At 45.7% G+C, this 24255-nt stretch carries 30 protein-coding genes, 1 tRNA gene and 1 pseudogene; 22 read left to right on the top strand and 10 right to left on the bottom strand.

Annotated elements, in window-relative coordinates; translation table 11 throughout:
- Positions 1–144 precede the first annotated feature (144 nt).
- Positions 145–1689 (top strand): GH25 family lysozyme, encoded by a 1545-nt coding sequence (locus MHH57_RS15965; protein ID WP_029517719.1) that lies wholly within the window; start codon positions 145–147, stop codon positions 1687–1689.
- A gap of 71 nt (positions 1690–1760) precedes the next feature.
- Here the strand turns inward: MHH57_RS15965 and MHH57_RS15960 are convergent, their stop codons facing one another.
- Positions 1761–2027 (bottom strand): DUF2642 domain-containing protein, encoded by a 267-nt coding sequence (locus MHH57_RS15960; protein ID WP_025719729.1) that lies wholly within the window; start codon positions 2025–2027, stop codon positions 1761–1763.
- Positions 2028–2195: 168 nt separating this feature from the next.
- Between MHH57_RS15960 and MHH57_RS15955 the strand changes: the two genes are divergently transcribed.
- The gene (locus MHH57_RS15955; RefSeq protein WP_013371969.1) at positions 2196–2324 is read left to right on the top strand and encodes a hypothetical protein; all 129 of its coding nucleotides are present in this window, start codon (positions 2196–2198) and stop codon (positions 2322–2324) included.
- 189 nt (positions 2325–2513) lie between these two features.
- Here the strand turns inward: MHH57_RS15955 and MHH57_RS15950 are convergent, their stop codons facing one another.
- Complete coding sequence (locus MHH57_RS15950; protein ID WP_029517718.1) at positions 2514–2744, bottom strand: hypothetical protein; 231 nt, start codon at positions 2742–2744, stop codon at positions 2514–2516.
- Between the two features lie 112 nt (positions 2745–2856).
- On the bottom strand, positions 2857–3522 hold the full coding sequence (locus MHH57_RS15945) for a cupin domain-containing protein (RefSeq protein WP_165149139.1): 666 nt from the start codon (positions 3520–3522) through the stop codon (positions 2857–2859).
- A 457-nt stretch (positions 3523–3979) separates the two neighbouring features.
- Between MHH57_RS15945 and MHH57_RS15940 the strand changes: the two genes are divergently transcribed.
- From MHH57_RS15940 to MHH57_RS15915, 6 genes are all read left to right on the top strand, one after another.
- On the top strand, positions 3980–4633 hold the full coding sequence (locus MHH57_RS15940; RefSeq protein WP_340932626.1) for a cell wall hydrolase: 654 nt from the start codon (positions 3980–3982) through the stop codon (positions 4631–4633).
- A 183-nt stretch (positions 4634–4816) separates the two neighbouring features.
- Positions 4817–5167, top strand: coding sequence for a hypothetical protein (locus MHH57_RS15935; protein WP_029517714.1), 351 nt, complete (start codon positions 4817–4819; stop codon positions 5165–5167).
- A gap of 31 nt (positions 5168–5198) precedes the next feature.
- Entirely contained in the window at positions 5199–6185 is a 987-nt protein-coding gene (locus MHH57_RS15930) for a ketoacyl-ACP synthase III (RefSeq protein ID WP_340955927.1), read from the top strand.
- Positions 6186–6386: 201 nt separating this feature from the next.
- Entirely contained in the window at positions 6387–6935 is a 549-nt protein-coding gene (locus tag MHH57_RS15925) for a GNAT family protein (protein WP_029517712.1), read from the top strand.
- 133 nt (positions 6936–7068) lie between these two features.
- Positions 7069–8172, top strand: a complete 1104-nt coding sequence (locus MHH57_RS15920; RefSeq protein ID WP_029517711.1) for a glycerol dehydrogenase — start codon at positions 7069–7071, stop codon at positions 8170–8172.
- Between the two features lie 186 nt (positions 8173–8358).
- The gene (locus tag MHH57_RS15915; protein WP_013311038.1) at positions 8359–8574 is read left to right on the top strand and encodes a hypothetical protein; all 216 of its coding nucleotides are present in this window, start codon (positions 8359–8361) and stop codon (positions 8572–8574) included.
- Positions 8575–8646: 72 nt separating this feature from the next.
- Here the strand turns inward: MHH57_RS15915 and MHH57_RS15910 are convergent, their stop codons facing one another.
- Together MHH57_RS15910 and MHH57_RS15905 are read right to left on the bottom strand one after the other, a co-directional pair.
- Positions 8647–9678, bottom strand: coding sequence for a glycosyl hydrolase (locus MHH57_RS15910; RefSeq protein WP_029517710.1), 1032 nt, complete (start codon positions 9676–9678; stop codon positions 8647–8649).
- 31 nt (positions 9679–9709) lie between these two features.
- Positions 9710–9988, bottom strand: a complete 279-nt coding sequence (locus tag MHH57_RS15905; protein ID WP_029517709.1) for a hypothetical protein — start codon at positions 9986–9988, stop codon at positions 9710–9712.
- Between the two features lie 353 nt (positions 9989–10341).
- Here MHH57_RS15905 and MHH57_RS15900 point away from each other — a divergent pair, with 353 nt between their 5' ends.
- From MHH57_RS15900 to MHH57_RS15890, 3 genes are all read left to right on the top strand, one after another.
- On the top strand, positions 10342–10524 hold the full coding sequence (locus MHH57_RS15900; protein ID WP_029517708.1) for a hypothetical protein: 183 nt from the start codon (positions 10342–10344) through the stop codon (positions 10522–10524).
- 53 nt (positions 10525–10577) lie between these two features.
- Positions 10578–10904, top strand: coding sequence for a YnfA family protein (locus tag MHH57_RS15895; RefSeq protein ID WP_029517707.1), 327 nt, complete (start codon positions 10578–10580; stop codon positions 10902–10904).
- Positions 10905–11000: 96 nt separating this feature from the next.
- Positions 11001–11153 carry a hypothetical protein gene (locus MHH57_RS15890; protein WP_165149143.1) on the top strand — a complete coding sequence of 51 codons (153 nt, stop codon included), beginning with the start codon at positions 11001–11003 and terminating at the stop codon, positions 11151–11153.
- A 75-nt stretch (positions 11154–11228) separates the two neighbouring features.
- Here the strand turns inward: MHH57_RS15890 and MHH57_RS15885 are convergent, their stop codons facing one another.
- Together MHH57_RS15885 and MHH57_RS15880 are read right to left on the bottom strand one after the other, a co-directional pair.
- Complete coding sequence (locus tag MHH57_RS15885) at positions 11229–11417, bottom strand: hypothetical protein (protein ID WP_023989396.1); 189 nt, start codon at positions 11415–11417, stop codon at positions 11229–11231.
- Positions 11418–11546: 129 nt separating this feature from the next.
- On the bottom strand, positions 11547–11705 hold the full coding sequence (locus MHH57_RS15880) for a hypothetical protein (protein ID WP_013311032.1): 159 nt from the start codon (positions 11703–11705) through the stop codon (positions 11547–11549).
- A gap of 236 nt (positions 11706–11941) precedes the next feature.
- Between MHH57_RS15880 and MHH57_RS15875 the strand changes: the two genes are divergently transcribed.
- A tRNA-Leu gene (locus tag MHH57_RS15875) sits at positions 11942–12027 on the top strand.
- 266 nt (positions 12028–12293) lie between these two features.
- Here the strand turns inward: MHH57_RS15875 and MHH57_RS15870 are convergent.
- Entirely contained in the window at positions 12294–12542 is a 249-nt protein-coding gene (locus MHH57_RS15870; protein WP_340955924.1) for a hypothetical protein, read from the bottom strand.
- A 242-nt stretch (positions 12543–12784) separates the two neighbouring features.
- Between MHH57_RS15870 and MHH57_RS15865 the strand changes: the two genes are divergently transcribed.
- The 9 genes and pseudogenes from MHH57_RS15865 to MHH57_RS15825 all read left to right on the top strand — a co-directional run.
- Positions 12785–13048 carry a hypothetical protein gene (locus MHH57_RS15865; RefSeq protein ID WP_342434295.1) on the top strand — a complete coding sequence of 88 codons (264 nt, stop codon included), beginning with the start codon at positions 12785–12787 and terminating at the stop codon, positions 13046–13048.
- 934 nt (positions 13049–13982) lie between these two features.
- Positions 13983–14612: a polysaccharide deacetylase gene (locus tag MHH57_RS15860; protein WP_342434294.1), complete on the top strand. Its 630-nt coding sequence runs from the start codon at positions 13983–13985 to the stop codon at positions 14610–14612.
- A gap of 153 nt (positions 14613–14765) precedes the next feature.
- A complete protein-coding gene (locus MHH57_RS15855) occupies positions 14766–15392 on the top strand; it encodes a VTT domain-containing protein (RefSeq protein ID WP_342435181.1) in 627 nt (208 codons plus the stop codon).
- Complete coding sequence (locus MHH57_RS15850) at positions 15370–15891, top strand: phosphatase PAP2 family protein (protein ID WP_342434293.1); 522 nt, start codon at positions 15370–15372, stop codon at positions 15889–15891. Before MHH57_RS15855 ends, MHH57_RS15850 begins: the two co-directional genes overlap by 23 nt.
- A gap of 24 nt (positions 15892–15915) precedes the next feature.
- Positions 15916–17082, top strand: coding sequence for a glycosyltransferase (locus MHH57_RS15845; protein ID WP_342434292.1), 1167 nt, complete (start codon positions 15916–15918; stop codon positions 17080–17082).
- Between the two features lie 30 nt (positions 17083–17112).
- The gene (locus tag MHH57_RS15840; RefSeq protein WP_342434291.1) at positions 17113–17814 is read left to right on the top strand and encodes a polysaccharide deacetylase family protein; all 702 of its coding nucleotides are present in this window, start codon (positions 17113–17115) and stop codon (positions 17812–17814) included.
- A gap of 22 nt (positions 17815–17836) precedes the next feature.
- Complete coding sequence (locus tag MHH57_RS15835) at positions 17837–18970, top strand: glycosyltransferase (protein ID WP_342434290.1); 1134 nt, start codon at positions 17837–17839, stop codon at positions 18968–18970.
- Complete coding sequence (locus MHH57_RS15830; RefSeq protein WP_342434289.1) at positions 18967–20193, top strand: MFS transporter; 1227 nt, start codon at positions 18967–18969, stop codon at positions 20191–20193. Before MHH57_RS15835 ends, MHH57_RS15830 begins: the two co-directional genes overlap by 4 nt.
- A 4-nt stretch (positions 20194–20197) precedes the next feature.
- Positions 20198–20272 (top strand): annotated as a pseudogene (locus MHH57_RS15825) (DedA family protein); the annotation flags it as partial.
- A gap of 781 nt (positions 20273–21053) precedes the next feature.
- On the opposite strand, the gene MHH57_RS15820 reads toward MHH57_RS15825, so the two are convergent.
- Positions 21054–21266: a hypothetical protein gene (locus MHH57_RS15820; RefSeq protein WP_342434288.1), complete on the bottom strand. Its 213-nt coding sequence runs from the start codon at positions 21264–21266 to the stop codon at positions 21054–21056.
- 650 nt (positions 21267–21916) lie between these two features.
- On the opposite strand from MHH57_RS15820, the gene MHH57_RS15815 reads away from it, so the two are divergent.
- A complete protein-coding gene (locus MHH57_RS15815; protein WP_341070995.1) occupies positions 21917–22216 on the top strand; it encodes a transposase in 300 nt (99 codons plus the stop codon).
- A gap of 22 nt (positions 22217–22238) precedes the next feature.
- Here MHH57_RS15815 and MHH57_RS15810 read toward each other — a convergent pair whose 3' ends face one another.
- Complete coding sequence (locus tag MHH57_RS15810) at positions 22239–24032, bottom strand: hybrid sensor histidine kinase/response regulator transcription factor (RefSeq protein WP_341070994.1); 1794 nt, start codon at positions 24030–24032, stop codon at positions 22239–22241.
- Positions 24033–24255: the final 223 nt, after the last annotated feature.

Here is a 24255-nt window from a genome sequence, read left to right as displayed (position 1 = left end):
TACTTTTGTATGATAAAACTGAAATATGTACTGAATCAATCGTAACTTTTTACATATGATTCGCGTCTATCAAAATGGAGGTCCTGAGAATCATAGAGTGCAAGAATTTCATAAGCGAAAATATAGAGAATGGTAGGGTACATAATGAAGAAAATTTGTTTATTTGCTTTTTTGTTTCTGTTTCTACTAGCATTTCCAAGAGAGAGTCACGCTGCCTCTTCGAGTTCACATCTTCAGTTAGACGGTAAAGATATAAGTGTTGGCAAAGGTGTTCAGATTCAAGAAGTAAAGGGGAATATACTGGTTCCACTCCGTCTCATTGTAGAGGAATTGGGTTATAGCGTGAATTGGGAGTCCAAGACAGGGACCATAACTATACATAAGCAAAATCTTAACCTCAGTCTTCAGGTCAACAATCCCATGGCCTCTGTTAATGATCATCAAATGGGATTGGCTGTAGCGCCTTTGCTTAGAGAGGGGACGACTTATGTTCCGCTTCGCTTTGTATCCGAACAGACAGGGGTTGATGTGGTCTGGAACAACGAGCTTAAAACCGTGTTCCTGACGACTCCACCTGCTTCAAGCGGGAATAGCGAGTCCACTCATGATCATTCTGCTACTCCAGCTGTAAGTAATCCTAAAGAGAGTGCGCGCACGGCTATAAACCAAATTAGCTTCGCTAATCACCAATTGACTATAGCTGTTAATGGAAAAGTAACCCCCAAAGTAACTACGTTGACTCATGCAGACCGTATTGTTGTAGACATACCGGATACAAAGTTTGCTGAGGAATTTCTAGCATCGCAATCATTTGACAATAGTGGACAAGGAAGTTTTCCAGTCACAGAAGATCCAGATGTTTCCCAAGTAAGATATTCCATGTTTAGTACAACTCCCGCATCGGTACGTATTGTGGTTGATCTTAATAACAGCACACCTTTTCATATACTCAATGCAGATGATGGTAAGGTTGTTATAGCATTGGATCAGGAAACGGAGGAGCCATCAACTACCGAGAACGTTTTACCTACCATACCTGTTGCACCTGTGATTTCTTCCGATGGACACGCGCAAGGGATTGACGTCTCACACTATAATGGCAATATTGATTGGCAGCAAGTGGCAGCGGCAGGTAAAACATTTGCTTTTATTAAAGCTACAGAGGGCACAAAATATCAAGATAATCAATTTTTGATAAATGTACAGGGTGCCAGAGAGGCTAACATCTTGGTTGGCGCTTACCACTTTTTGAACGCAACTACCGCGGATGGAGCTCGTCAGGAAGCTGCTAACTTTGCTAGGGCTCTAGATTCAGCAGGAGGCAGGCTGGATCTGCCCCCTGTGATGGACTATGAAAATAACCCCAAAGGTCTTACTCCTGCACAAATTAATGAAGTGGCTCATGCCTTTTTGGATGAAATGGAGAGGCTTACCGGACGTCAGCCGATCGTATACACGGGTAATGTCTTTGCTTCCAAGTTTGATCCTACATTTTCTATGTATAAACTGTGGGTAGCCCGATACAGCACTACGCAAAAGCCGACCGCGGTTCCAGCTTGGAATAACTGGTGGGCTTGGCAGTACAGTAGCACAGGCAGTGTTCCGGGTATTCGAGGCCAAGTGGATTTGGATGAATACAACGGAACGATAGATGAACTCCGGGCTTCACTTGGAGGAGAGCTCGATTAGCATAATCATATCATGATCAATCCTCGCGAATCCGGAATAGGATCTGCGAGGATTTTTAATGTCTGTTTTGTTTAGTTGGGCATGATCCATACGATTTCGCTGATTCGAACAAAGAATTTTTTCCCATATACATCTAAAATGACATGGTCGGGCTTACAATCAACTACGCATCCATCAATTCTGCCACGAGTGGTCTCAAGTACAACGTACTTGCCGATCACCGATTTTAATGTTTCTACGACGTATGGATCTACAGGGTGCACCACGACGTGATGAGAGGTAGGATGGTGAGGAAAAGGTTGATTAACGTTGTAATTGAGCATTTGATTTGAATTCAATTACTTCACTCCTTCAAGATTAGTTGTGTTATCCTATGCTCCTGCCTAGGAAAGGTGTAGGCTAATGCCCATCAGCGAAAACATTCATAACATTGCCAAAAAGCCCGGTCCATAGGAAAGCTCAATACATAAGCTATGTTGTACCTTGAATTGAAGGAGGCAATGACCATGAGTGAATGTGAAAGAGGTTGTGGCGGCGGTTCAGTAGGAGGCTACCCAGGAGTTTGGACATCGACAGGAGCTATTCTGGTACTGTTCATTCTGCTCGTTATCATTACGAAGTCTTTATGGGTTTAATTTAAAATGAGTAGCTTAACCCCCCATCGGTATATAACTGATGGGGGGTTAAGTGTTTTAGAGGATGGAATAAATGATAAAACACCTCAAATAACAGCGTACAAGCCCTACACAAATGGTGCCGGGCGAGACAGCTGTCATTTGAGGTACATTGGCATCTATAGACAGGAACGGACAATGGGTCAGGGATTAAATTAACGCAATCGCCAGCAGGGTGAACAGGCTCAATGTTAAGATTTGATTCCCATACCCGTAGCCAGGGTAAAAGGCAGACGTTTGTACACGTCCGTTCCGTTCTGTTTTTAAGTACACATTATTACGATCCACATCCATAATGGTTCCTTCGTACTGTTTTCCGTCCATGGTGAGAATACGTACCTTTTTATTCATGCAGTTCAAACAGTTGTAGTAAGCGTCCATTCCATCACCCCCTCTTATACATTGGCATTTTATGAGAGGGACGGTCTTATGGTAACGGCGAACATACAGGGAAAAGGTATTCCCTCGAACTTAGGACCTGACTAGAGTTAGCCTATTCTTGATAGGGATTAAAAGAGAAGCCAGGATATCCGTTAGTATAGGCGTAATCTCTTTGGGGGACGGCTTGATAGTGTGGTGAAGTATCAGCAAGCCTCACATGTATCCCAGGTTTTCGGGGGGGCTGCTGCTTGCAGTCATTGGGAGGACCGATGATGACAGGCTTTTTAATAGGGACGAGCGCTTCCTGAACCTTATTCTCATCCAGGCAGTAAGTATGAGCCATAATGTTATTTGGCGTTAGGCGCAAAATGTCAGATCCCAGTATAAATTCAGGGGTCGGGGCATCAAAAATCGTCAACAAATGAGTGTTATCCATCGTGGCGACCAGATAATGCCACCATCCTTGAGGGACGTTAGCCACTTGGCCAGGTGTGATCGGAAAATGCCGTAACTCGCGGGTAAAGGGGTTAATCAGTGACACGGTTACGGCTCCAGAGATGCAGTAGACCAGTTCTGTGGCATTTTGATGATAGTGAGGCTCCACAACATTAGCAGTGCTGAGGCGAATATCCAGCAGCGATACATTTGCCAATGTATTCAGCTGCTGGATCGACAGCTCGTTGATCGAATTTTGAGCATCCTTCTGAAACAAAACATTGTCTCTTAAATCATAGGTGAATTGTACAGTAGGAGAGGTGTAATCCATATATGAATTCACGCGTCGTTTCCAGCCTTTCTGTTATTCGAAATTTGAGGATCGTACGCTACTCTATGCATACGCCCATATATGTGTGCGCGGAAATGTGATTTGAATTCATAGAAATCAGGCTTCGGTCCCGGGTAAGTTAAAGCGAAAAATAGCGAAAAAAGTCACGTATTCAAGTGTATCCAGAACATGCTCCATTGCTTTTAATACACGTCATTCCTTTAGGGATGGCGTTTTATTTGCTTGGGTAGTCTTAGGACCAGAGCCGGATGATACGTAAATGCGGCTTGTGGTATACTGCAACGGACGTGTGAAAGCATGATTGTCCCATTCCGTATGTAGCCACGCGTCATTTCTGCAGCTAGGCATAAGTTATGTCATAAGAAACATCATCGGATAAACGTCCCTGAGTTGTACAGGCCGGAATGGTTGCACCGGACAGAACATGAAAGAGGAGGTTGTCTGGAATATGAAAAAATTATCTATTTTAATCCTGTCCTGCGCATGTATGTTAGGTACTGTATTTTCAGCCGCACCAGGACAAGCACAAGCACAATCGTCAGCTTTGAAGAAAGGGGTTCAAAGCGAACGGGTGCTGGAGCTTCAACAGCAGCTTCATTCGCTCGGTTATTTCAAAGCCGGGTTTACTGGGTACTATGGTTCTCTGACCAGTAAAGCGGTGACTCGTTTTCAACGGGATAACGGTCTGACACCTGATGGAGTAGCCGGAGCGGCTACACAAGCCAAGCTGAAATCCTTCGGTAAGGTGCGCGTAACCGCGCTGGATCAACTGGCTCGTATCATTTATTCTGAGGCGCGCGGAGAATCGTTTGAAGGTCAAGTGGCTGTCGGCGCTGTCGTATTAAACCGTGTTCAGTCCGGCGAGTTTCCAAGCTCGATCCCGGACGTTATTTTGCAGCCTGGCCAATTCACCGCTGTACAGGATGGACAATACCGCCTGAAACCCAACAAGACTGCGTACCGCGCAGCCAGACAGGCACTTAATGGTGCTGATCCGACCAATGGGTCCTTGTTTTATTACAACCCGGCCATTGCCACAGCCAAATGGAGTAAAAGTCGCCCGGCTGTCATCTCACTCGGTCGCCATACGTTTACGAATTAATTTCACATGAGAATACGCAAATTTCTAGCCGTCAGTTGCTTCTTTAGGAGCAGTGACGGTTTTTTATATTCGCAAATTTGTAATATTTTAGTGGTGATTTATCTGATTTAATATTAAAAATTCTACCTATTATTCCGATACTCTTAATAGACAAAAAAATGAAATTAAAGGAGTCTTTCTAAAATGAGTCAACATCCTTACACTATCGAAGTAGATCAAGCCATGAAAACGGTACATATGGCGGTGAATGGAGTGTTTAGCCAGGAGGAGTATGATAGCTTTGTAAAAGATTATGTAGCCAAAACCTCATCCATTCAGGCGTCCAGCTTTACACTCAAGGTAGATTGTACCCAGATGGCACTTTTGGGTCCGGGAGAAGTGGAAAAATTGAAGGGCTCATTTGTACGTTATAAAGAAACCGGATTTGCCAAAGTAATCTTTGGTATCAGCCTTCAACAAACCATTATTAAAATGCAGCTTGGTCGAGTAGCACGCGAAGCAGGATTAAACAACGTAGATATTGTTGTACAATAATGCGCTGACGTATGTGTAAGGGGGAAGCCTGATGAGCCATATCAAAATAAAAGCACTGGGTGTGTACCATCCGTCCCATTCGTTGGATAACGAATACTATGTTCGCCATTTTGACGAGCGGGGCAAGGATATTCGACGTTTCATGGAGCATATGGGCAGAAGACAGCGTTATATCATTGATGACCCGAACGAAAACGGTTTAACCATGGGAATTGCGGCTGCACAAAAAGCTCTGGAACAGGCTGGTATGACAGGCCGTGACGTGGATATGATCGTGTTCTCCACTCAAGTTCCTGAGTCACTGTTTCCGATGAATGCCTTGTTTGTTCACCATGCGATTGGGGCCAGACATGATGTGGCCGTGATGGATTCCAACGCGAATTGTGCAGGGATGACAGTCGCTGTCGATCAAGCCAGTCGGTCGATGTTATCTAATCCTGACGTGCGGACAGCGCTTATTATCGGGTCGGATTATAATTCACTCATTTCCGGTCCGGAGGATGAGATTACTTATGCGAACTATGGAGATGCTGCATGTGCGGTTATTTTGGAGCGTACAGAAGAAGACACCGGATTTATAGATTCTATGTATTTTACGGACCCAGTCAATATAGATAAAATTTTGTACCCGGCTCAGGGATTAGCGGCAACACTCCAAAGGAATGCTCCCGGAAAATATATTCAGTGGCTTCCGTTCGATGCTAATATGGCCTTGCCTCCTACATTTGATCTGCTTGAACGCATTTTAAAAAAGAATGGGCTGTCGCCTCAGGATGTACGGGCTTATTGTCTGTCTCAGTTCTCGTTAGCAAATGTATTAAAGATTCAGGATCACTTGGAGCTAGAGGATACCCAAATGATTTATGTGGGTGATCGATATGGTTACACAGGAACCAGTAGCCCGTTCATTGCTCTACATGAAGGTATTGAATCGGGTCGTATCCGGCGCGGTGATTATGTGCTGTTCTGGACGATTGGAGCTGGGTATCAGCTGGTTGCTATGTTGTTTAAATATTAGTTATGCGAAGACCTTGCAGCTGCAAGGTCTTTTTGTGTATCACACAATGACAATTGTAATGATTTGGTTGTGTTATGTTTGATTATTTTGTAAAATTTAAACATTGAATTCATAAGGGAGAGCTTATATTGCGGACATCGGATAGCATGACAATTGTGACAGAAAACATAGCACACATTTCATAATAGGAGCTGAAGGGTCATTAAGATCGAAAATTTATTTTATGGAGAACGAATAAAGCTGGCCGCAGTCAGGGAAGAAGATGCCGAAGTGATGTTCAAATGGGGTGAGGATGCGAAGTATCTGCGAAATGTAGATACGGATTTAGCGCTTCCTTACACGTTGAAACAGATGGAGTCAGAAGGATCTCCCAGATCTAACGAGGTCTATTTTCGATTAAGAACATTGGCAGATGATGTCTTGATCGGATTTGTTGCTATCCACGGGATTGAGTGGAATAATCGCAGCGGACAACTGGCAATAGGTATAGGTAATACGGAGTACCGTGGCAAGGGCTTTGGGGCAGAAGCTGTAGGTCTCATTCTTCGTTATGCGTTTTATGAGCTCAATTTAAATCGGGTCGGCTTGGATGTGATTGAGTACAATACACAAGCGATCCGAACTTATGAGAAGGCGGGGTTCCAGCTTGAGGGTAGAGTTCGTTCCGCTGTTCTTCGTGATGGCAACAGTTATGATCGTATCATGATGGGTATCCTGTATTCTGAATGGAGCTCGACTGTTCAAGTATAATAGATACACAATTTGTTCATAAAATATTCCATAATAAGCCTTTTAATAATGTAAAAAGAGGTTTATAGTTAAGGGGTCACATGCCCAAATGGTTATTAATTTGAGTATGAGTCAAAGCTGAGGAGGAATTTACATGGCAAACGTTGTAAGATCCATCACTTCACCCAAGAAATTTATTTCTGGACAAAATCTGCTCTCGTCGTTAAATGACTATATTAAGGATTATGGCGATAAAGCCTTTGTTATCTGCGATGAGTTCATACTTGAAAGGGCCCAAAAGGAGGCAGGCGCTTCAATTGAAGCAGCTGGTAACCAAGTGGTCTTCGAGAAATTCCAATATGAATGTACAAAAGAAGAGATTGATCGTAACCGCGAATTGGTGCGTAAACATGGTTCGAACATTATCATAGGCATTGGCGGGGGAAAAACATTGGATACCGCTAAGGCAACGGCTTATTATGAAAAGCTGCCTGTTGTTATTTTCCCAACGATTGCTTCTACAGATGCTCCTTGTACCGCGCTTGCGGTTATATACAAAAAAGATGGCTCTTTCGATGAATATCTGTTCCTGCCTACTAATCCAGACGTTGTACTGGCGGATACAGGCATTCTGGCAGCAGCGCCTGCACGTTTCTTTGCAGCTGGAATCGGTGATGCACTGGCCACTTATTTTGAAGCTCGTGCTTGCTATCAGGCCAACGGGGATAACCTGGTTCTGAACAAGCCTTCCACTACAGGGCTGGGACTTGCTCGTCTTTGTTATGATACGTTGCTGGAAAATGCTGTGAAGGCCAAACGTGCTGTGGATCGTAAAGTATATACTCGTGCGGTGGAGGATACGATTGAAGCTACCATTTATCTGAGCGGTGTTGGTGCAGAATCAGGTGGATTGGCAGCAGCACACGCCATTCATAATGGTATGACGGCTGTTCCTTCGCTTCATAAAGCACAGCATGGTGAGAAAGTCACATTCGGTTTGTTAACCCAGCTAGTGCTGGAAAATGCACCGAAAGAAGAACTGGAAACCGTGATTAAACTGGTTAAGGATGTAGGCCTTCCATTGACACTTCGTGACTTGGGTGTAGAGGAATTTGTTGAGGCTGAATGGCGCCAAGTGGCTGAAGCTGCTTGTGCATCGAATGATACAATGGTCAACATGCCGTTCCCGGTTAGTCCTGCTGACGTGTACAATGCAATCATTGCAGCGAATGCAATAGCAGAATCCTATCAAGAATAGTTTCTTCCTAAATCACGAAAATGGGTTTGCAAAAACGGGTCTGTCACATCACTGGCAGACCCGTTTCGTGTACGTGCACTACATGTGAAACGAAAGAAGGATACCAGGGACTTATATCCTATCTTGTTCTGACCGATATACATGTAACAGGGAAATTAGGTTGGTTACACAGCAGGAGGAGATTTGATGTTGGTGCATGGTAAAACACGTAGGGGCAACTTGTACATCCATATGTCCAGCGGTTTTCACAAAATTGGAGATTATCGGGAAGAATACTCTGTAGCACCGGGTGATCGGCTGATGTCTAGACTGTCCAAGCGGATCTACACCATTGTATCCGTACATCTTGGAGAAGAGGCATATGCCGATATTGATCTAGAAGAGGTTATCAGGAATAGTTAGAGAACTTTATTTGGATTTTGGTATAAAAAAGCTTTCACTTTGCTTCTAGAGCGAAGTGAAAGCTTTTTTCTTTCAGTCCAGAGATTCATGAAGAAGGTCTCGTGTAATGATATTATTTTGGTTCATAAAATGTCTGATTGCTGCTTGTGAATTGGTTGCCGACAGTTCCTTACCCCATGTCATGGCATAGGCCCAGGCTGGCTGGTTCTGCAGCACCTTCGCACTCGGCAGAATATTACTTTCTCCGATTCCCATAGGCTTGCCCTGCGCAAGCTTTAGTAATTCGGTGTAGTAAGAGGATTTGTAATCATTGTTATAGATATCAGCTGCAAGAATATCTACCCGGTTAATACCTGGGAAGGAAAGATCATAAGGAGTGCTATATGCGTTTGGGGCATTGGGACTCCACACCCACAACAGGTTATCCAGATGATGGACATGAGTAAATCGATCATACATTAAATTCCACAACTTGGCGTAATTTTGCTTGTCTCCCCACCAAAACCAGTTGCCGTTCATTTCATGATAGGGCCTCCATAAAACAGGTACATCCGCGTCTCGTAAGGTCTTAAGGGACAGAGCCACCTCATCCAGATCGGCGATCAGTTGTTTATATTGCGGGGTACCTGGCGTGATGTAACGATTAAATTCAGCTTGAGTAATTTTTGCTTGTACGTTTTTCCACGTTTTGGGTTTGCCCGGTAGCGCCTGATGGAAGGTAACAGCTACGATTCCGCCGCCCCGACTCCATTGGATAGCACTATTCACAACATGCTGACGTTGCTCTCGTAGGGCCGTAAGAGACTGATTGGCTAATCCTCCAAACTCATAGCCGTGAAGCCCTGCGTATTGTCCGCTGATTTGTTGTAGCTTGTTATTTTGTTCATCCGGTGCCTCTAAGTAATCATGCTGCCCGGAAATTAGCATACCATCCGGTACATTAGATAGGTAGGCAAGTAATTGCTTGGCTTTGGCAGAGGCCTGAACATTAATTGGCGGGGCGGCATCGGCAACAATGAACGATTGCTGAGAGCCGCTGAAGAGTAAAACAAGCATTAGCAGTAGCACCCTCTGTAACCAAAAGCGTGTTGAGTGAGATTTCATGGCGCTCCTCCTTTGATGCATGGTAATGGGATTAGTATTTTTCTTTTTGCTTTCTAAGCTGTATATAGGCACTAATAATAATCACCAGCAGACTAATCATGGCCCATCCATTGAATTCCTGTGAGTGTATCCAGTTGTCCCATACAAGGAAGCCTAAAATTACAACGAGCAAACTCATTGTGAGATACATTTTGGTTTGTGCTGGACGTTGAGTGCGTTTCGAAATCCAATGTATGATGCCGAAAACGATGGCTGCCTGAAATAAAAATATACCCATTATCATTAAACTTGCTAAAAAGATTGGGGACATCGGTATCCTCCTCCTGGGTTTACAAACAGAATATGCAGGTTGTAAACGGAATGTGGATTCTTGGATGTGAATTTAATTGCAAGTTGAGTAAACAATTGAGCACTGGTTACGATCTTGAACAAGTTGACTAAATTATACCATAACTACCGTCCTGCAATGAAAGACGTCTAAATACCCACTCTACCTTGATTCGACATCAGACTTTATATTCAGCGAAATATTGACATAAGGGGGTACACTTCACATATATGAAGATGCAATCAGAAATATGTGGTAAGTATATACATAAAAGCAACGCGAAATCGACGGAAAAGTTTGGTATGATTAAAGTGGATTGAAAAGGAGGTACTCTTATGAATGAAGAAAACAGACCCTTCTCTAGATCAGCAGATGCTGAAGGAGCAAAAGCGAACTTTGATGCCAATCAGCGGAAGCTTCACTCCGAGGGAGTGCCTAGCTTATGGCGTCAGGTCAGCAACCTGCTGATTCTGGTTGGTGTGATTGCATTGATTATCATTTTAGGTCGAGTGCTCTAATGAGATATCCCAAAAAAATCAAAAAAAATTTAAAGAATTAGGGATGTGAAATGGTGCTAAAGGCAGCTTTACTTTTTATATTGGCTGGCATCGCTGAAATTGGAGGAGGATATTTGATTTGGCAGTGGCTGCGGGAAGGGAAGACATGGTATGTCGGACTTTGCGGCGGATTAATTTTAGCTGTGTATGGAATTATTGCTACCTTTCAGGTATTTTCCTCCTTTGGGCGTGTATATGCAGCATATGGTGGTGTCTTTATTGTTCTTTCCATTGCATGGGGCTGGTGGATTGATAAAAAGACACCCGACTTGTACGATTTCATTGGTGGATTGATTTGTTTGGTCGGTATAGCTGTAATCCTGTTTCCGCGATCAGGATGATAGGACGAAAAACCCTTTTTTTATTTTTAAAAACATGACTATAGGTCTACAAAAACAAGCTTCATATTCCGAAATAGAACTTAAGGAGGGGGTTCTATGAACTGGAATCAAATGAAGCTTAGATTGAAATTTGGCAGTACCATGCCAAAGAATGAAGGTAATTTCTCTTTTGGTATCATGTGTGGACTCTTAATCAGCATCGTGCTGTGGATCTCGATCATTGGCTGGATCATGCTGATCTTTAAGTGATTTTACGAAATCGCTGTACATATCAAAACAAATGCATTAAGGGCTACTTTAAACCTATGTCCTATTACCCATGCTTTATTTTGTGAAATCGTTACGTAACTTGTCTATCCCGCGACCTATGGCTTCATCGATCATATCAGTAGCAGCAGGTGTATCTGCATCAGTGTCAGGAATGCGATTAAATCCTGGCTCGCGCTTGTCCAGGGATTGTTTATGTTCAATTTGATCGTCAGTACGATTCTTTTCAGAGTTATTATCTCTCATAGCACATCACAGCTCCTTTTATTAGGTACATTCAGCTTCTATACTTTACATAAACGTTTGTACTCCAGACTAAACGTTGATAAAAATAAAACCGGGGGGAGTAAATCCCGCCCGGCACTTCCCAAACAACTAGCGATGCTCAATCAGATCAATCGCTCCCAGAACAACATGAGCCAGTCCGAAACCGAGAATGCCTGTAGCTGCAAGTTTGTACTTACTGCTCAGCAACACAGCGCCTGAAGCCGATACTACCGTTCCAAGAACAGCTGGAATCATACCTTCACGCATTCGTAACACCCCTTCTGGTAGTTTGGAAAGACGTTTATTAGTGTAATTCAAATGTGCATAAGTTATACAAAAAGAAAATTTTATTATTTTTTTTAAAAAACACTTTACAATCCGATGAAATTATCGTATTATATGTTGGTGCCCGGTTGAACGACATTTACATAGCGAGAACACTTCTGTGTTTCTCAGATACTTGTAAGACAAGTAAGTGTAAAGAGTAGCGTTCCTAAGATTATGCCGGGGTGGCGGAATTGGCAGACGCACAGGACTTAAAATCCTGCGGTAGGTGACTACCGTACCGGTTCGATCCCGGTCCTCGGCACTATCGTTTTTCTTTTGGATCCCTTGATTATCAAGGGGTTTTTTATTTTTTAGTGATTGAAATCCTCGTTTCCATATCACAGGATCACAGGGAGTGAGCGCCTTTTTCGCTCCTGGGGACGGATTGGGGACGAACTTTTGGATCGAAGACATCGAGGTGTGCTGTTGTTTTACGACTAAGCTTCTTGGTGATGTGAGCATAGGTATCTGAAGACACCTGAGATGTGGAATGTCGTATCGATGTTGAATCTCCTTGATAGATGCTCCCTAGCCAAGCAAATACGTTGCATTTGTATGGCGGAGATCATGAAGTGATACATTACGGAAGCTGTGCCGCTCACACCAGTTTTTCCACTGCTGGGACGGCGTTGTATGGTAATAGGGTTTCCCTGTACCTGAATGAAAAACAAAGTTACGATCCCCGCCTTTCCATGTCCCATTTGCCTTTGTCTCAAACCTTAATTTCCGCATGCTTTTAACATGGACGGCCAGTTCCTCCATGTACCATTGTGGCATATCTACATAATCGTTAGATGCTTCATTCTTGGTAACTGTAATGTCCGCCTGGCCATTTTTGGTGCTGTCAACCGAATACTGGATTTTGTCACCAACGACTATGGACGGGGACGAAACGAAACAAGAAAAGTGAAAATGGACTCAGGATGCCAGAAGTAAATTAGACCGTAAGGGCTTAAGCCTTTGCGGTCTTTATTGTAGGTGTCTAAAGTTCTAGACTGAAAAATAAAGTAATAGTCTGAATGAGAAATTATCTAAGATCAATACATTGGTCTCCTCATCAAGATACCAACCAGGTGTTTATCGTGCTCGAAGAAGAGATGTTCATTGATTTCCGCGATAGCCAAGTAAAAATTTCCCAAGAAGAGCTGCTCACGTTGACGCTTCATCTCTTCGAAAACTCGCGTAGCGACCGATTGGTCGATCCAGGTTCCTCCATTATAAATAAGTTTCAAGGCTTCCTTCATCTCAATTTCCGAATGATTCAGACCTATCATGCAGTATAACTTCCCGATCCGTCAAGCGAAAGAGGGTGGGGTAACAGCGGTTAGAACGTAGCTTAGCAAGCACGTCATATAAGACAGTTGACAGTTTGTCATGCGGTATATGTGACAGGTCCAAGTACGATGTCATCAAAAGCTTGGCGGTTTTATCACTGTTCGATTTAACAATATCGGAGGTAAGGTGAGGGAGTAAAGCAGAACAACATTCAGAAATAATAGGAGCGATTGCGTTATGAAATCATTCACCATTCGAAAAGGAGTTGCACTTACTATAATAGCTATATTGGAGACGGATTCCTAACGCTGCTCTTTAACGATTCGCTACTTCAGGGATTTGGACTCACGTTCTTATTTAGCTGTATATTTCTGACAGGTGGTTGGTTGTTTACCAGGAGACGGACGGTCTAAATACGCTCTTGAGGCAGGAGACGAATCAAAGTTATTTGACTTGTAATCCAATCAAAAAAATGAGGGAGCGGTTACCTTAGGAGGAACCATGGATAATCTGAGAAAATTAAGAAGAGAAATCGCCCCTTCGGCACGCGCTGCACACTGCTTTAATTGAAGGTTTCCGATCAGCATCGTACCGATGTGATTCGGATCATCCGGACTTTTCAGAAGGAGAAGCCATCCTATCGGCATTACCTGATTTGATTGTTAGGAGTGCAAATGAATCTTAACTAGCATGTAACGAAATTATTTTTGGTCGCACTTATATATCAAATTAAACTTGAGCGATCAGCGATGTGCATTAAATTGAGTGAAGGCCCCGTCTCAAGACGGGCCACCAACCAGTACCTCAGCCCGTATGCTCTTTTGGTTAAATCCTCTATCATAAAGTTAACAGAAATGAGGAATTCACATAGAAATATTATTTCAGTTTGACAATTTCAATAAAATTCGTCGATTAAAATAAGAATGAGGGATGGTTGGATCAATGTTGGTTCGTTTACGCAAATCTTCAATGCAGGCGGCCTGGATGGTGTGGGAAAGAGGGTTCGATTGGATTTCACGCTTTCGCGGCTCGCATACATCGCACTTTGGAATTTGCAAAGTCATGATTAAGAAACACCGAGGGGAGAGTATCGTCTGTGCGGACTCCACCATCATCGATAAAGGCGATCTGGTCGGGGAACTCCATCTCAATAATGAAACGATTCTGACGCTGATCAAATCCGAAGACTCAGACCGCGCGGCGCTCATGACGGCCCGGCTTACACGGAAATCCATGCAGCAGATCAGCGAGGCATTCGCAAGTCAGCCGGAGTTCAGAGAGGTGAAGGCGTTAGTCGGCATTACGCTGCTTCATCGTGGTTTGATACATGGTCTTGGTTTCGAACAACAACCGATGAAGTCCGATCTGTTCCAACGCATTACAACGGCTTATCTACGATTATTGTTATCCGTCATGCACCCTGAAGGCAAGAAGCGGATTGGCCGCAAGACCGAAAAATTGATACCGATGATGCTGATTCACTCCCGCAGCTCGCTGAGGAACCGATTTATGACGGTGAAGAGACACTCCGTTTCAAAGGAGTTATGTCTACCCAAATCAAGCTCCAATTAATTAAAACAAAAGAAACTAAGAGCGTGGTGAGTAAGTTCCTGGAGGGCGGTATGGAGTTGGAACACAGCGAGTGGAAACCCATACCGCCCGGAGGCAACCTATTTTTCATCATGCTCTGTAACAAAGGCGGGATAGGCATTCATGGATAAAATTATGGAATTTTTACAGAACTTCGGAGCGACGGGACTTTTCATTCATGCTATGCTCGATGCGATTATTTTCCCCATCCCGGCGTTCTTCCTGCAGCTTTCTTTAAGTGCGGTGCAACCGGAGTCGGCTTTATGGCTCGCTACGGTTGGCTTTGCAGGAAGTCTGCTTGGAACACCGATCGGTTATGGGATCGGCAAGGTGTCGGGAAAGCATGTTATGGGCGGTGTAATGAAGAAAAAATGGCTGGATTCGGCAAGCGACTTATTTGCCCGCCGCGGCGAGGCCGCAATCCTGATCGGATCGTTCACTCCGATCCCGTTTAAAATATTTACGATTTTATCCGGATACATGAATTATCCGTTATGGAAGCTGCTCAGCTATGCGGCCATTGGCCGGGCGGTGAAGTTTTATGTAGTCGGTTTTCTCTTCTATATATATGGACGCGCGGCAGAGAATATGGTGAACCAAGTTCTCACGATTACGCTGGTGGGCGTTGGTGTTGCGATTGCGGCAATATGGTTCTTGATACGGAAGCTGTGCGAGCGGAGGAAGATAAGGGATGAACATCAACCGATCGAAAAAACAGGGAATGGAGGCGGAAAACAGGATGCAATGGATAAGACGAATTGATCAAATGATGTTCTTCTGGTGCAACCAGCGGCTGAGCAGTCGGGCAATGGACCGATTGTTCGGATGGATTACCCATTTGGGCGGAGCTTTGTTTACCATCATTTGCGCAGTGTCCTTGGCATGGTTCGCCGAGGGGGAGTTCAGCAGAATCGGGCTGCAAAGCTTGATCGCACTGGCCGCTAGCCATATCATTGCTGTCCTGATCAAGAGAAAGGTGCGCAGAGACCGGCCTTTCCGCAAGCTGGAGCAGGTGAAGGTAGGCAAATTCCCGTTGAAGGATTATTCCTTCCCATCCGGCCATACTACCGCTATTTTCGCCCTGGTTACACCTTTTATGTTGGCCTCATCGCCGGCAATTATGCTTGTCTTGATTGGTCTGGCCTTGTTGGTGGCCATATCCCGGGTTTATTGGGGCTATCACTATCCGATCGATTGTGTGGCTGGTGGGATGGTCGGATTCCTAACGGCGGTGCTGGTTGTTTTGTTCATGCATAGTTAAATTTCACGAGGGAGGCGATTGTTGATGAATAGCATGAAACGGGAAAAGCTGCTGATTCTGTCCGGCGCGCTCGGGGATGGACATATGCAGGCGGCCAAGGCGATTTTGGAGGCATCGGTGCTGTACAAACAGGGAGTAGAGGTGGTCGACTTCATGCAATGGATCCATCCCCGCATGCATGTGGTTGAACGGTATTGCTTCCTGCAATGGGTGAAGTATTTTCCTTCCTCATACGGATATATGTATCAGAAGACTCGGACGGACAGTACACTTACTTTCTTCCTGAAGCATTTTCTCACGACCAGCCTGCAGCGGCTGCTCAAACTTCTGAATGAGGAACAGCCGACGTTGATTGTCAGCACGTTCCCGCTGGCATCAGCCGCCATTTCCTTGCTTAAGGAAAAAGGGATGACGGATCTGCCTGCGGCAACGGTCATTACCGACCATTCCGATCACAGCTATTGGATACATCCGTCTACGGATCTGTATCTGGTTGGCTCCGAAGGCGTGCGTGCAGCTCTGCAGAGAAAAGGCGTTGCTGACCACAAAATCGCTGTAACGGGCATCCCTGTTCGCCCATCCTACAGTCAGCATGACAATAAAGACCGGCTGCGCGAGAAGCTAGCCTTGGCTCTTGACGCCTTTGTCGTGCTGGTGATGGGCGGCGGCTGCGGGATTATCGATAAATCCTTCATCGAGCAAATGCAATCTGACTCTTTTCCCCCTAACGTGCAATTTGTCATTGTGTGCGGACGCAATGTGAAGCTGCTGTACCGTCTGCGTGAAGCATTGGGAGACAGGGATAACGTCATACTGACAGGCTTCCTGGAGGGAATCCATGAATGGATGGCGTCCGCAGACGTATTGATTACCAAGCCGGGCGGACTGACGACCTCCGAAGCGCTGGCGCTTCAGCTTCCCATGCTGCTGCTAGAGCCACGGCTGGGGCAGGAAAAGGATAATGCCGATTATTTGATTCAAACGGGAGTAGCTTATCTATGTCAGATTGACAATTTGCAGGATCAGCTTCAGCGGCTGGTTCAACAGCCTTCCCTATTGGAAGAAATGAGGGAGAAAGCAGGGCTGTGCAGACAGCAGGATTCCGCCAGACATGCGGTCATGCAAATTCTGAGCATGCAGAACGATACACAGGAAGAAAGATGGGTTTGCTCCTTGCAGCAGTATGCTTAAGCTTAATTTTCACTAAGGGGGATAAAGACGTTGCTTGTTAAATATTTGTTGATTGGGCTCATAGGCTTCATCAGTCTGTATATGTTAATTCCAAGTTTTCTTCCAAGAATAATCAGTTTTGGAGCCTTTCGTAAGGGAACCACCAAGAACCAGGTAGCGTTCACGTTCGACGACGGGCCGCATCCGAGGTATACACCGGAATTATTGGATTTATTGCAGGATTATCAAGTGAAGGCCACATTCTTCGTGCTTGGCTCACAGGCGGAACTGCACCCGGATCTGATCAGAAGAATGGATCGTGAAGGTCATCAGATTGGAATCCACAATTACAATCACATCTCCAATTGGCTGATGCTTCCCTGGACGGTGCGGCGTGATCATATGAAACGGACCGCAGATATTATTGAATCCATAATTGGAAAAAGGCCGGATCACTATCGCCCGCCTTGGGGGCTCATGAACGCTTTCGATTTCTTTCATCCCAAATCGTACCGCATCGTACTCTGGTCCTTGAAGGCGGGGGACTGGCGCAGCAGAAGCTGCCGCAAAAAGCTGAAGGCAACGCTGTTGAACGGAATTACGGACGGATCTGTTATTTTGCTGCATGACAGCGGAGATTCGCCGGGAGCGGACCGTCACGCGCCATATTTTATGCTTCGGGCTCTGGAGGAAGTACTGCATCAATTACAGGGACGCAACTTGCAATTCGTTCGTCTGGATGAAATGGCTTGACAAAGGAAATGAGGTGACAATAGTGGGACAGGAACCGCAAATTTTAATTTTAACGGCTGATTACGGAGAAGGTCATCATCAGGTGTCCAAGGTGTTGCAGCAAAGCTTGATCCGCAATGGTTATAGCCAGGTGGCGGTTGTCGACTTGTTCCGGGAAGCTTATCCTGTGCTGAACAAAATAATCCGCTATCTGTACCGGCAAAGCCTGTATGCAGCCAGCCTGGGCATTCCCTATTACGGATGGACCTACCATCTGACCAACCAGCTTCCCATGAAGGGAAAGATCGCAGCCTGGATGAACAGTCTTGGCGGCGACAGGCTCAAGAAAATCATCCTTCAGTACCAGCCGGAAGTCATCATTTATACATTCCCGTTCGGCAGCTTGCCAAGCAGTGAGGCATTATCTGCGATCCGTCCCCGGACTGCTGTTGTCATAACGGACTTTGACGTTCACCGAAGATGGCTGTTCGCCAAGCCGGATCATTATTTTGTCCCTGCCAGCGACGTGAAAGAGACCATGGTCAGGCAGGGCGTCCCCGAGAGTCGTATTACCGTGACCGGAATTCCGGTCAGGGAGTCATTTCATGATGCGGCAATGATCGGTTCCGACTCCATTAAAGAAGCAGATGAGTATGTGATTCTGCTTATGGCTAACGTCTGTGGCACATTGCATTCGCTATCGAGGCTCATCGGGAAGCTGCTACTCTTGTCAGGCGTCCGAATTCAAGTGATTTGCGGCCGGCAGGAAGGATGGAGACGGAGGCTTGCGGAGAGCTGGGAGGATGATGCAAGAGTGGATGTATTCGGCTTCACCGATCAATTGCATGTTCTGATGAGCAGTGCCTGCTGCGTAGTCACGAAAGCGGGAGGCGTTACACTATCTGAGACGATTCAGGCCGGGGTTCCAATTTTCATCCTAAATCCGTTTCTGGGGCAGGAGAAGGAAAATGCCCTGTATTTGCAGCGCAAAGGAGCGGCAGTCGTGGCCTTTACGATTCATGATCTGGTGTTGCAGATACAAGCGATGATCTCCTCTGAGCAGATCAAGCAGTCGATGATGAACGGGTTGCTCGCAGCAAGGCAGAAAGCGGCTGCGGACCATATTGTCCGGCATTTGTTTCCGGAGGCAAGTCCCTTAAGAAGGAGTGGAATATGATGAGCGGGAGGAGCGCGTTCAAGCTTTCTACTCTGACGCTGTTCACGGTGCTTTTTTGCACAGAGTTTGTCCGAAGCGCTTTCTTGTTCTCGTTCCTGCCGAACTTTGCCGTCAACGAGTCGGGGCAAACCGTTGCTTTGGTCGGTCTTGCCGTCTCGCTTCATTATACAGCCGATACGCTGATTAAATGTGTGGCTGGATATTTGCTGGACAGGTTTTCGCTGCGCTGGCTGCTGCCCGCCACTTTCGTCCTGATGCTGTCCGGACTAGCCGCCGTGTTCTTTAGTCCGTATGCCTGGGGGCTGGTTGCCGGTTCCGTGATGCTTGGGATGGGGGCGTCGCCTATATGGCTCATTTGTCTGGAGAAAGTCCGGCTGACGGAGCGGGCAGCCCAGATGGGGGCGATATACACCGTGTGGCTGGCCTGCATCGGTCTGGGGCCGGTCACAATCAATCTCACCTTCGATTATGGCTTCGAACCTGCCTTCCGGCTGATGGTTGCGCTGCTCGCCGTCGGCTGCATCGCATCGTTCGGGATTAACAGAACAACCCCCTTGCATCTCCAGAACGTCAGCTTTTCCGAACAAGCGGCAGGACTGCGAAGAAGGCTCGTTCAGCTGAAATGGCTGCTGCCAGGCATGGTCCTGCAGATGACCGCTGCGGGACTGCTGCTGCCGATACTGCCCGGTTTTGCCGCTGACCATCTCGGTCTGAGCCAGCCGCAATATTCGCTAATGCTCATATTAGGCGGGGCTGGCGCGATGCTGTTTCTTGTCCCGATGGGAAAGCTGGCCGATCGATGGGGGCACAAGCAAATGCTGGTCACCGGTTTCGTATCGCTTACGGCCGTATTGGCTCTGTTAGTCGTATCCATGCCGCCGCCTGCATTAACGATGCTGTTTGCCTTTATGCTGGGATTCTCTTACTCAGCCGTGCTTCCGGCCTGGAATGCGGTGCTGTCGTACCTTGTTCCGGAGGATCAGAAGGGGACCGGGTGGGGAGTACTCTCCGGGATTGAAGGGCTCGGTATTATGATTGGCCCGGTCATCGGGGGATGGATAGCCAGCCAGTATACGAATGCCGCTGCCATTAGCATCAGCGCTGCTTTACTGGCGGTTCTTGCACTTTTTTATTTGATTTTGCCGCAAAACAAGCTGGCCTCGGCTGGCGGGACTTTGCAGCACAAGAGGGAGAATGCTCATGGACCTGATCGAGTTAGTTGAATAATTGTTTCACGAATATGGATACCTGGTCTTGCTCATCGGCTTGCCGCTGGACTTCATCGAGCTCCCCATTCCACCGAGTACACCTGAAATCCAAGCCATCGAAAATCATCACGATACAAGCCTCAGTTCATCTATCTCAGCACAAGAGGCTGGTGAAGGTGTCGATTTTAATTACGATTCTTTAAAGGAATACATTGCCTATGGTCTAACTTATGATAAGAAAAAGGACAAATTTCTCTTCCATGAGCAGCAAGTCAGATTGTTTGTTGATGAGGAAATAATGAAGGTAGATCAAATAATTTTTACTATGATGCTAAAGGTAAATCCGATTTCAAAGTGATTAGAGACGATAACAATAAGATAATCAAAATAACGAAAGTTCATGAGAGTGAGTTACAAGCCTTAAATAAAACATTTGGATTTCTAATAACTGATGGAAATTTACGGTTTGAATAATTAGAGTCATTATATAAGCTACTGAAAAAGCTTTAAATCGTAAAAGGTGAAAGAAAACCAGTGAAATGATGGTTTTCTTTCACCTTTTTTAATAGACGGATTGTCAAGACAAGTACAGTTCCTCCTGAAACGATTCGTGAGAGGACTTCCATCTTAAGTTTTTCGGGGTCGGTTGTTAATCAGGGCGAGAGCCTGTTCCAGATCAACATCTTTCACCTGAGCGAAGTTATGACCCTTTGAGATGAATTCACGCTCAAGACTTGGCATTCTCGTTGCCAGGATGAGTACGGATCGGCGAAATAGACACCCACGCCGTACAGTCGTTCCAACTCTCTGTGACAGGCGAATTCTTTCCCTCGCCCACGGTCGCATTTTCATCGATAATGCCGTGCGATCGTCATTTAATCACTTGGTAAAAACGTGTTTTTGCCTCCACGATGTGTCGACGCAAGCTTACTCTTTCCTCGGAAACGACCGTATCCGGCTCCCAGTGACTGAAGGTTTTCCGGCTGTGGATCGTATTGGGACGCTGCAAATCGGCCGGGTGTTATGAATCGATATCCCTCCAGCTTCACCCCTTCAGGGTCTAAGGAGTCTTTCCAAACTCGTTTCAAGATCGCATAAAGTTTCTGATTCACCTCGCCCAGACAGGTCCGGCGAACATGACCTGTATTTAGTCTAATGTGGTTAAGATATTGTTTCTCCTCCTGGAAGCTATCCGCTTAGCGACCTCGATGATGGCATCAGAAGGCCGTTGCAACTTCGGTGCCAAGGCTGTTCAAGTAATTTTCCCAACACTCTTCTGCAGATCTGAGCGGGTACTCTACAGTTTCCTGCTCTGGAGAGACATCTGCGGCGGGTCTGACATTATCCGTAGTAACAGAAGCGGAAGGACGGACTGATAACTGCAACCGAGGCTATGCGACAGATCGATATGAAGAGGACGACTTTTTACCGACGAGTCAGAGAAGTCGAAGAGCAAGGGAGTCAGAAAGCACAAGAAGCAGAAACTGAAGTTTAATAACAGTTGAAGGCATTAATATATTCGGCATCATTGCCTTTTAAGCTCACCTACAATCCTTAAACTAAAATAAAAAAAGAACCAATCACAAAGAACTGGTTGATCACATAATACGAACGGGCAGCATTCCTATTATGTTGAAATAAGGGGTTTGAGAATGAAAAAGACTCCTTGGTATGATGTAAATGGGTCCACGATGCTGGCCAGCGACCGGATCCAAAAACAACCCAAGGAGACTACAAGATGAATTCTACTCAAAATGGACGTATTAATCAAATCACTTCTTCTACCTTAATTATCGGTGTAGACATCGCTAAATTCAAACATGTCGCCCGGGCACAAGACTACCGCGGAGTCGAGTTCGAGAAGGCCATTACGTCTGAGAACGACCGTGAAGGCTTTGAATTGTTCGTTAGCTGGTTCAGAAAGATTGCGACGGAGCAAGGGTTCCAGGACGTCATCGTTGGCATGGAACCGACCGACCACTACTGGTTGAACCTGGCCCATTTTTTGAAAGAACAGCACGTGACCCCTATATCGTGAGTACCATCGGGAAATTCTCCAGCTACACGATATTCTTCGTTCGCGCCATTTCTAATGCTTCTTCACGGTTGTTGACGCCGAGTTTCGAGTAGAGAATCGAGCAGTAATTGCGGATCGTTCCCTCCGATAAAAATAGCTTGGCGGCAATCGATTTGTAGCGCAGACCGCTCGACAGATGCTCCAGAATCTCCATCTCGCGTTTCGTAAGCCCGTACGGGTAGTTTCCCTGACTTGAACCGATTTTCTCCAACTGCTCACGTTGACGCTTCATCTCTTCGAAAACTTGCGTAGCGACCGATTGGTCGATCCAGGTTCCTCCATTATAAATAAGTTTCAAGGCTTCCTTCATCTCCCGCGGATGAATCGACTTCAGCATGTAGCCTTCTGCCCCGCGCTCCAATGCAGTTGCTGCCTGCAAGGAATCCTTAAACGTTGTCATGAATACAACCTTCATATCAGGCCATCGTTGCTTCATCTCAACTAAAGCTTCAATCCCGCCCATTCCCTGCATACGAATATCCATTAGCACGATATCTGGTTGGGAGCGATCACAATGTTCTAATGCTTCGCGCCCGTCCCTGGCTGTACCAACGACGTTAAAATCAGCATGCTGATCCAAAATTTGCTTCAAGCTGTCGGTAATGATCACCTGGTCATCAACGATCAGCAGGCGGATCGCATCATGTACAGGCTCTGTCTGCAACGGAATATTACATATGACGAAAGTTCCTTGTCCTGACTCGGAATGCACGGACACCGTGCCGTGAAATAGTTCAAGTCGTTCCTTCATTCCATTGAGCCCAAATCCAAATTGGATTTCTTCCATTCCGATGCCGTTATCTTCGATCTGTAATCGAAGCTGCTGACTATTGAAATGTAACTGAACGGATATCACGCTCGCCTTACCGTACCGAACCATGTTGGTTAGAGACTCTTGAAGGCAACGATATAAACAAATGTTTATTTTTTGCATAACGAGAGTCTCACTGCCGATCACACGGAATTTGACCGTTATACCTGTTGACTTCATAAAATCTTCAGTTAATTGCCGCAGCGATTCACTTAACGAATGGTTCAACGGAGTATGAGAGAGCTGATGCAGATGCTTTCGGATATCAACCAGACTGTGTTGGGCGATTCCGACAAGCGAATCGATCCTCTCTATTTGCGCATCTGGTACGGACGATCGCAGTGATTGGATGCCGACGATGAGCGAGGTAAGCGTATGGCCAATCGTGTCATTCAGCTCATGTGACAGCCGGCTGCGCTCCTCCATCAGCGTAAGTTCCTCAATCCGCTTAATATGCTGCTCCAGCAACAGCTTTTGCTCTTGAATAATTCGGGCTTGCTTGTGGGACTGAATTAAAATATTAAACGCGAAGCCGATGGCAAAACCAAGGCTGCAGCTAACGATAAACTCATACGGGAGACGATCAGCAATCCAACCGTTCAATACCGGGAATACGATTCCGCTAAGGATACCTGTCCACACATAGGTTCTTCGACTGCTCGTCAAGCCGATAGTTATCACGAGTAAAACAAAAGACCAAAGCAATCCCGGGGCTGCGTAGGCTAAATATAGATAAAAAAAGCCCGTTACCGTGACTTCGATTGTGAGATACCAGTCTTCTTTCCTATAGAGGATGATTAATGGAACGAGATAAACGACGAAAGCGAGAGAAAGTACAACCCAAAGCGATACAACGGTCAATGACGGATCGACAAAACCAGCGCTTGCGATAATGACCAGCCAAAGCGTTCGTATGGCCACAAGTATCCAATCATACCAGACCCTTTTTTTCATTATCGAGAACACGAATTACGCACACCTTCTTATATTTTTTTGCAAATCAAATTCCGAATGATTCAGACCTATCATGCAATATAACTTCCCGATCCGTCAAGCGAAAGAGGGTGGGGTAACAGCGGTTAGAACGTAGCTTAGCAAGCACGTCATATAAGACAGTTGACAGTTTGTCATGCGGTATATGTGACAGGTCCAAGTACGATGTCATCAAAAGCTTGGCGGTTTTATCACT

This window comes from Paenibacillus sp. FSL H7-0442 (assembly GCF_038593105.1).
GTDB lineage: Bacteria > Bacillota > Bacilli > Paenibacillales > Paenibacillaceae > Paenibacillus > Paenibacillus polymyxa_D.
This window is presented reverse-complemented; position numbering and strand designations above follow the sequence as displayed.

What these genes read in the sequence shown, in the direction of transcription:
- MHH57_RS15955 (WP_013371969.1), top strand. Translation starts at nt 2,196, where the DNA reads ATGAGTGAATGTGAAAGAGGTTGTGGCGGCGGTTCAGTAGGAGGCTAC.
- MHH57_RS15870 (WP_340955924.1), bottom strand. Translation starts at nt 12,542, where the DNA reads ATGCCACAATGGTACATGGAGGAACTGGCCGTCCATGTTAAAAGCATG.
- MHH57_RS15940 (WP_340932626.1), top strand. Translation starts at nt 3,980, where the DNA reads ATGAAAAAATTATCTATTTTAATCCTGTCCTGCGCATGTATGTTAGGT.
- MHH57_RS15850 (WP_342434293.1), top strand. Translation starts at nt 15,370, where the DNA reads ATGCAATGGATAAGACGAATTGATCAAATGATGTTCTTCTGGTGCAAC.
- MHH57_RS15830 (WP_342434289.1), top strand. Translation starts at nt 18,967, where the DNA reads ATGATGAGCGGGAGGAGCGCGTTCAAGCTTTCTACTCTGACGCTGTTC.
- MHH57_RS15930 (WP_340955927.1), top strand. Translation starts at nt 5,199, where the DNA reads ATGAGCCATATCAAAATAAAAGCACTGGGTGTGTACCATCCGTCCCAT.
- MHH57_RS15910 (WP_029517710.1), bottom strand. Translation starts at nt 9,678, where the DNA reads ATGAAATCTCACTCAACACGCTTTTGGTTACAGAGGGTGCTACTGCTA.
- MHH57_RS15845 (WP_342434292.1), top strand. Translation starts at nt 15,916, where the DNA reads ATGAATAGCATGAAACGGGAAAAGCTGCTGATTCTGTCCGGCGCGCTC.
- MHH57_RS15815 (WP_341070995.1), top strand. Translation starts at nt 21,917, where the DNA reads ATGAATTCTACTCAAAATGGACGTATTAATCAAATCACTTCTTCTACC.
- MHH57_RS15905 (WP_029517709.1), bottom strand. Translation starts at nt 9,988, where the DNA reads ATGTCCCCAATCTTTTTAGCAAGTTTAATGATAATGGGTATATTTTTA.
- MHH57_RS15920 (WP_029517711.1), top strand. Translation starts at nt 7,069, where the DNA reads ATGGCAAACGTTGTAAGATCCATCACTTCACCCAAGAAATTTATTTCT.
- MHH57_RS15865 (WP_342434295.1), top strand. Translation starts at nt 12,785, where the DNA reads ATGAGAAATTATCTAAGATCAATACATTGGTCTCCTCATCAAGATACC.
- MHH57_RS15900 (WP_029517708.1), top strand. Translation starts at nt 10,342, where the DNA reads ATGAATGAAGAAAACAGACCCTTCTCTAGATCAGCAGATGCTGAAGGA.
- MHH57_RS15950 (WP_029517718.1), bottom strand. Translation starts at nt 2,744, where the DNA reads ATGGACGCTTACTACAACTGTTTGAACTGCATGAATAAAAAGGTACGT.
- MHH57_RS15965 (WP_029517719.1), top strand. Translation starts at nt 145, where the DNA reads ATGAAGAAAATTTGTTTATTTGCTTTTTTGTTTCTGTTTCTACTAGCA.
- MHH57_RS15890 (WP_165149143.1), top strand. Translation starts at nt 11,001, where the DNA reads ATGAACTGGAATCAAATGAAGCTTAGATTGAAATTTGGCAGTACCATG.
- MHH57_RS15885 (WP_023989396.1), bottom strand. Translation starts at nt 11,417, where the DNA reads ATGAGAGATAATAACTCTGAAAAGAATCGTACTGACGATCAAATTGAA.
- MHH57_RS15915 (WP_013311038.1), top strand. Translation starts at nt 8,359, where the DNA reads ATGTTGGTGCATGGTAAAACACGTAGGGGCAACTTGTACATCCATATG.
- MHH57_RS15860 (WP_342434294.1), top strand. Translation starts at nt 13,983, where the DNA reads ATGTTGGTTCGTTTACGCAAATCTTCAATGCAGGCGGCCTGGATGGTG.
- MHH57_RS15855 (WP_342435181.1), top strand. Translation starts at nt 14,766, where the DNA reads ATGGAATTTTTACAGAACTTCGGAGCGACGGGACTTTTCATTCATGCT.
- MHH57_RS15935 (WP_029517714.1), top strand. Translation starts at nt 4,817, where the DNA reads ATGAGTCAACATCCTTACACTATCGAAGTAGATCAAGCCATGAAAACG.
- MHH57_RS15880 (WP_013311032.1), bottom strand. Translation starts at nt 11,705, where the DNA reads ATGCGTGAAGGTATGATTCCAGCTGTTCTTGGAACGGTAGTATCGGCT.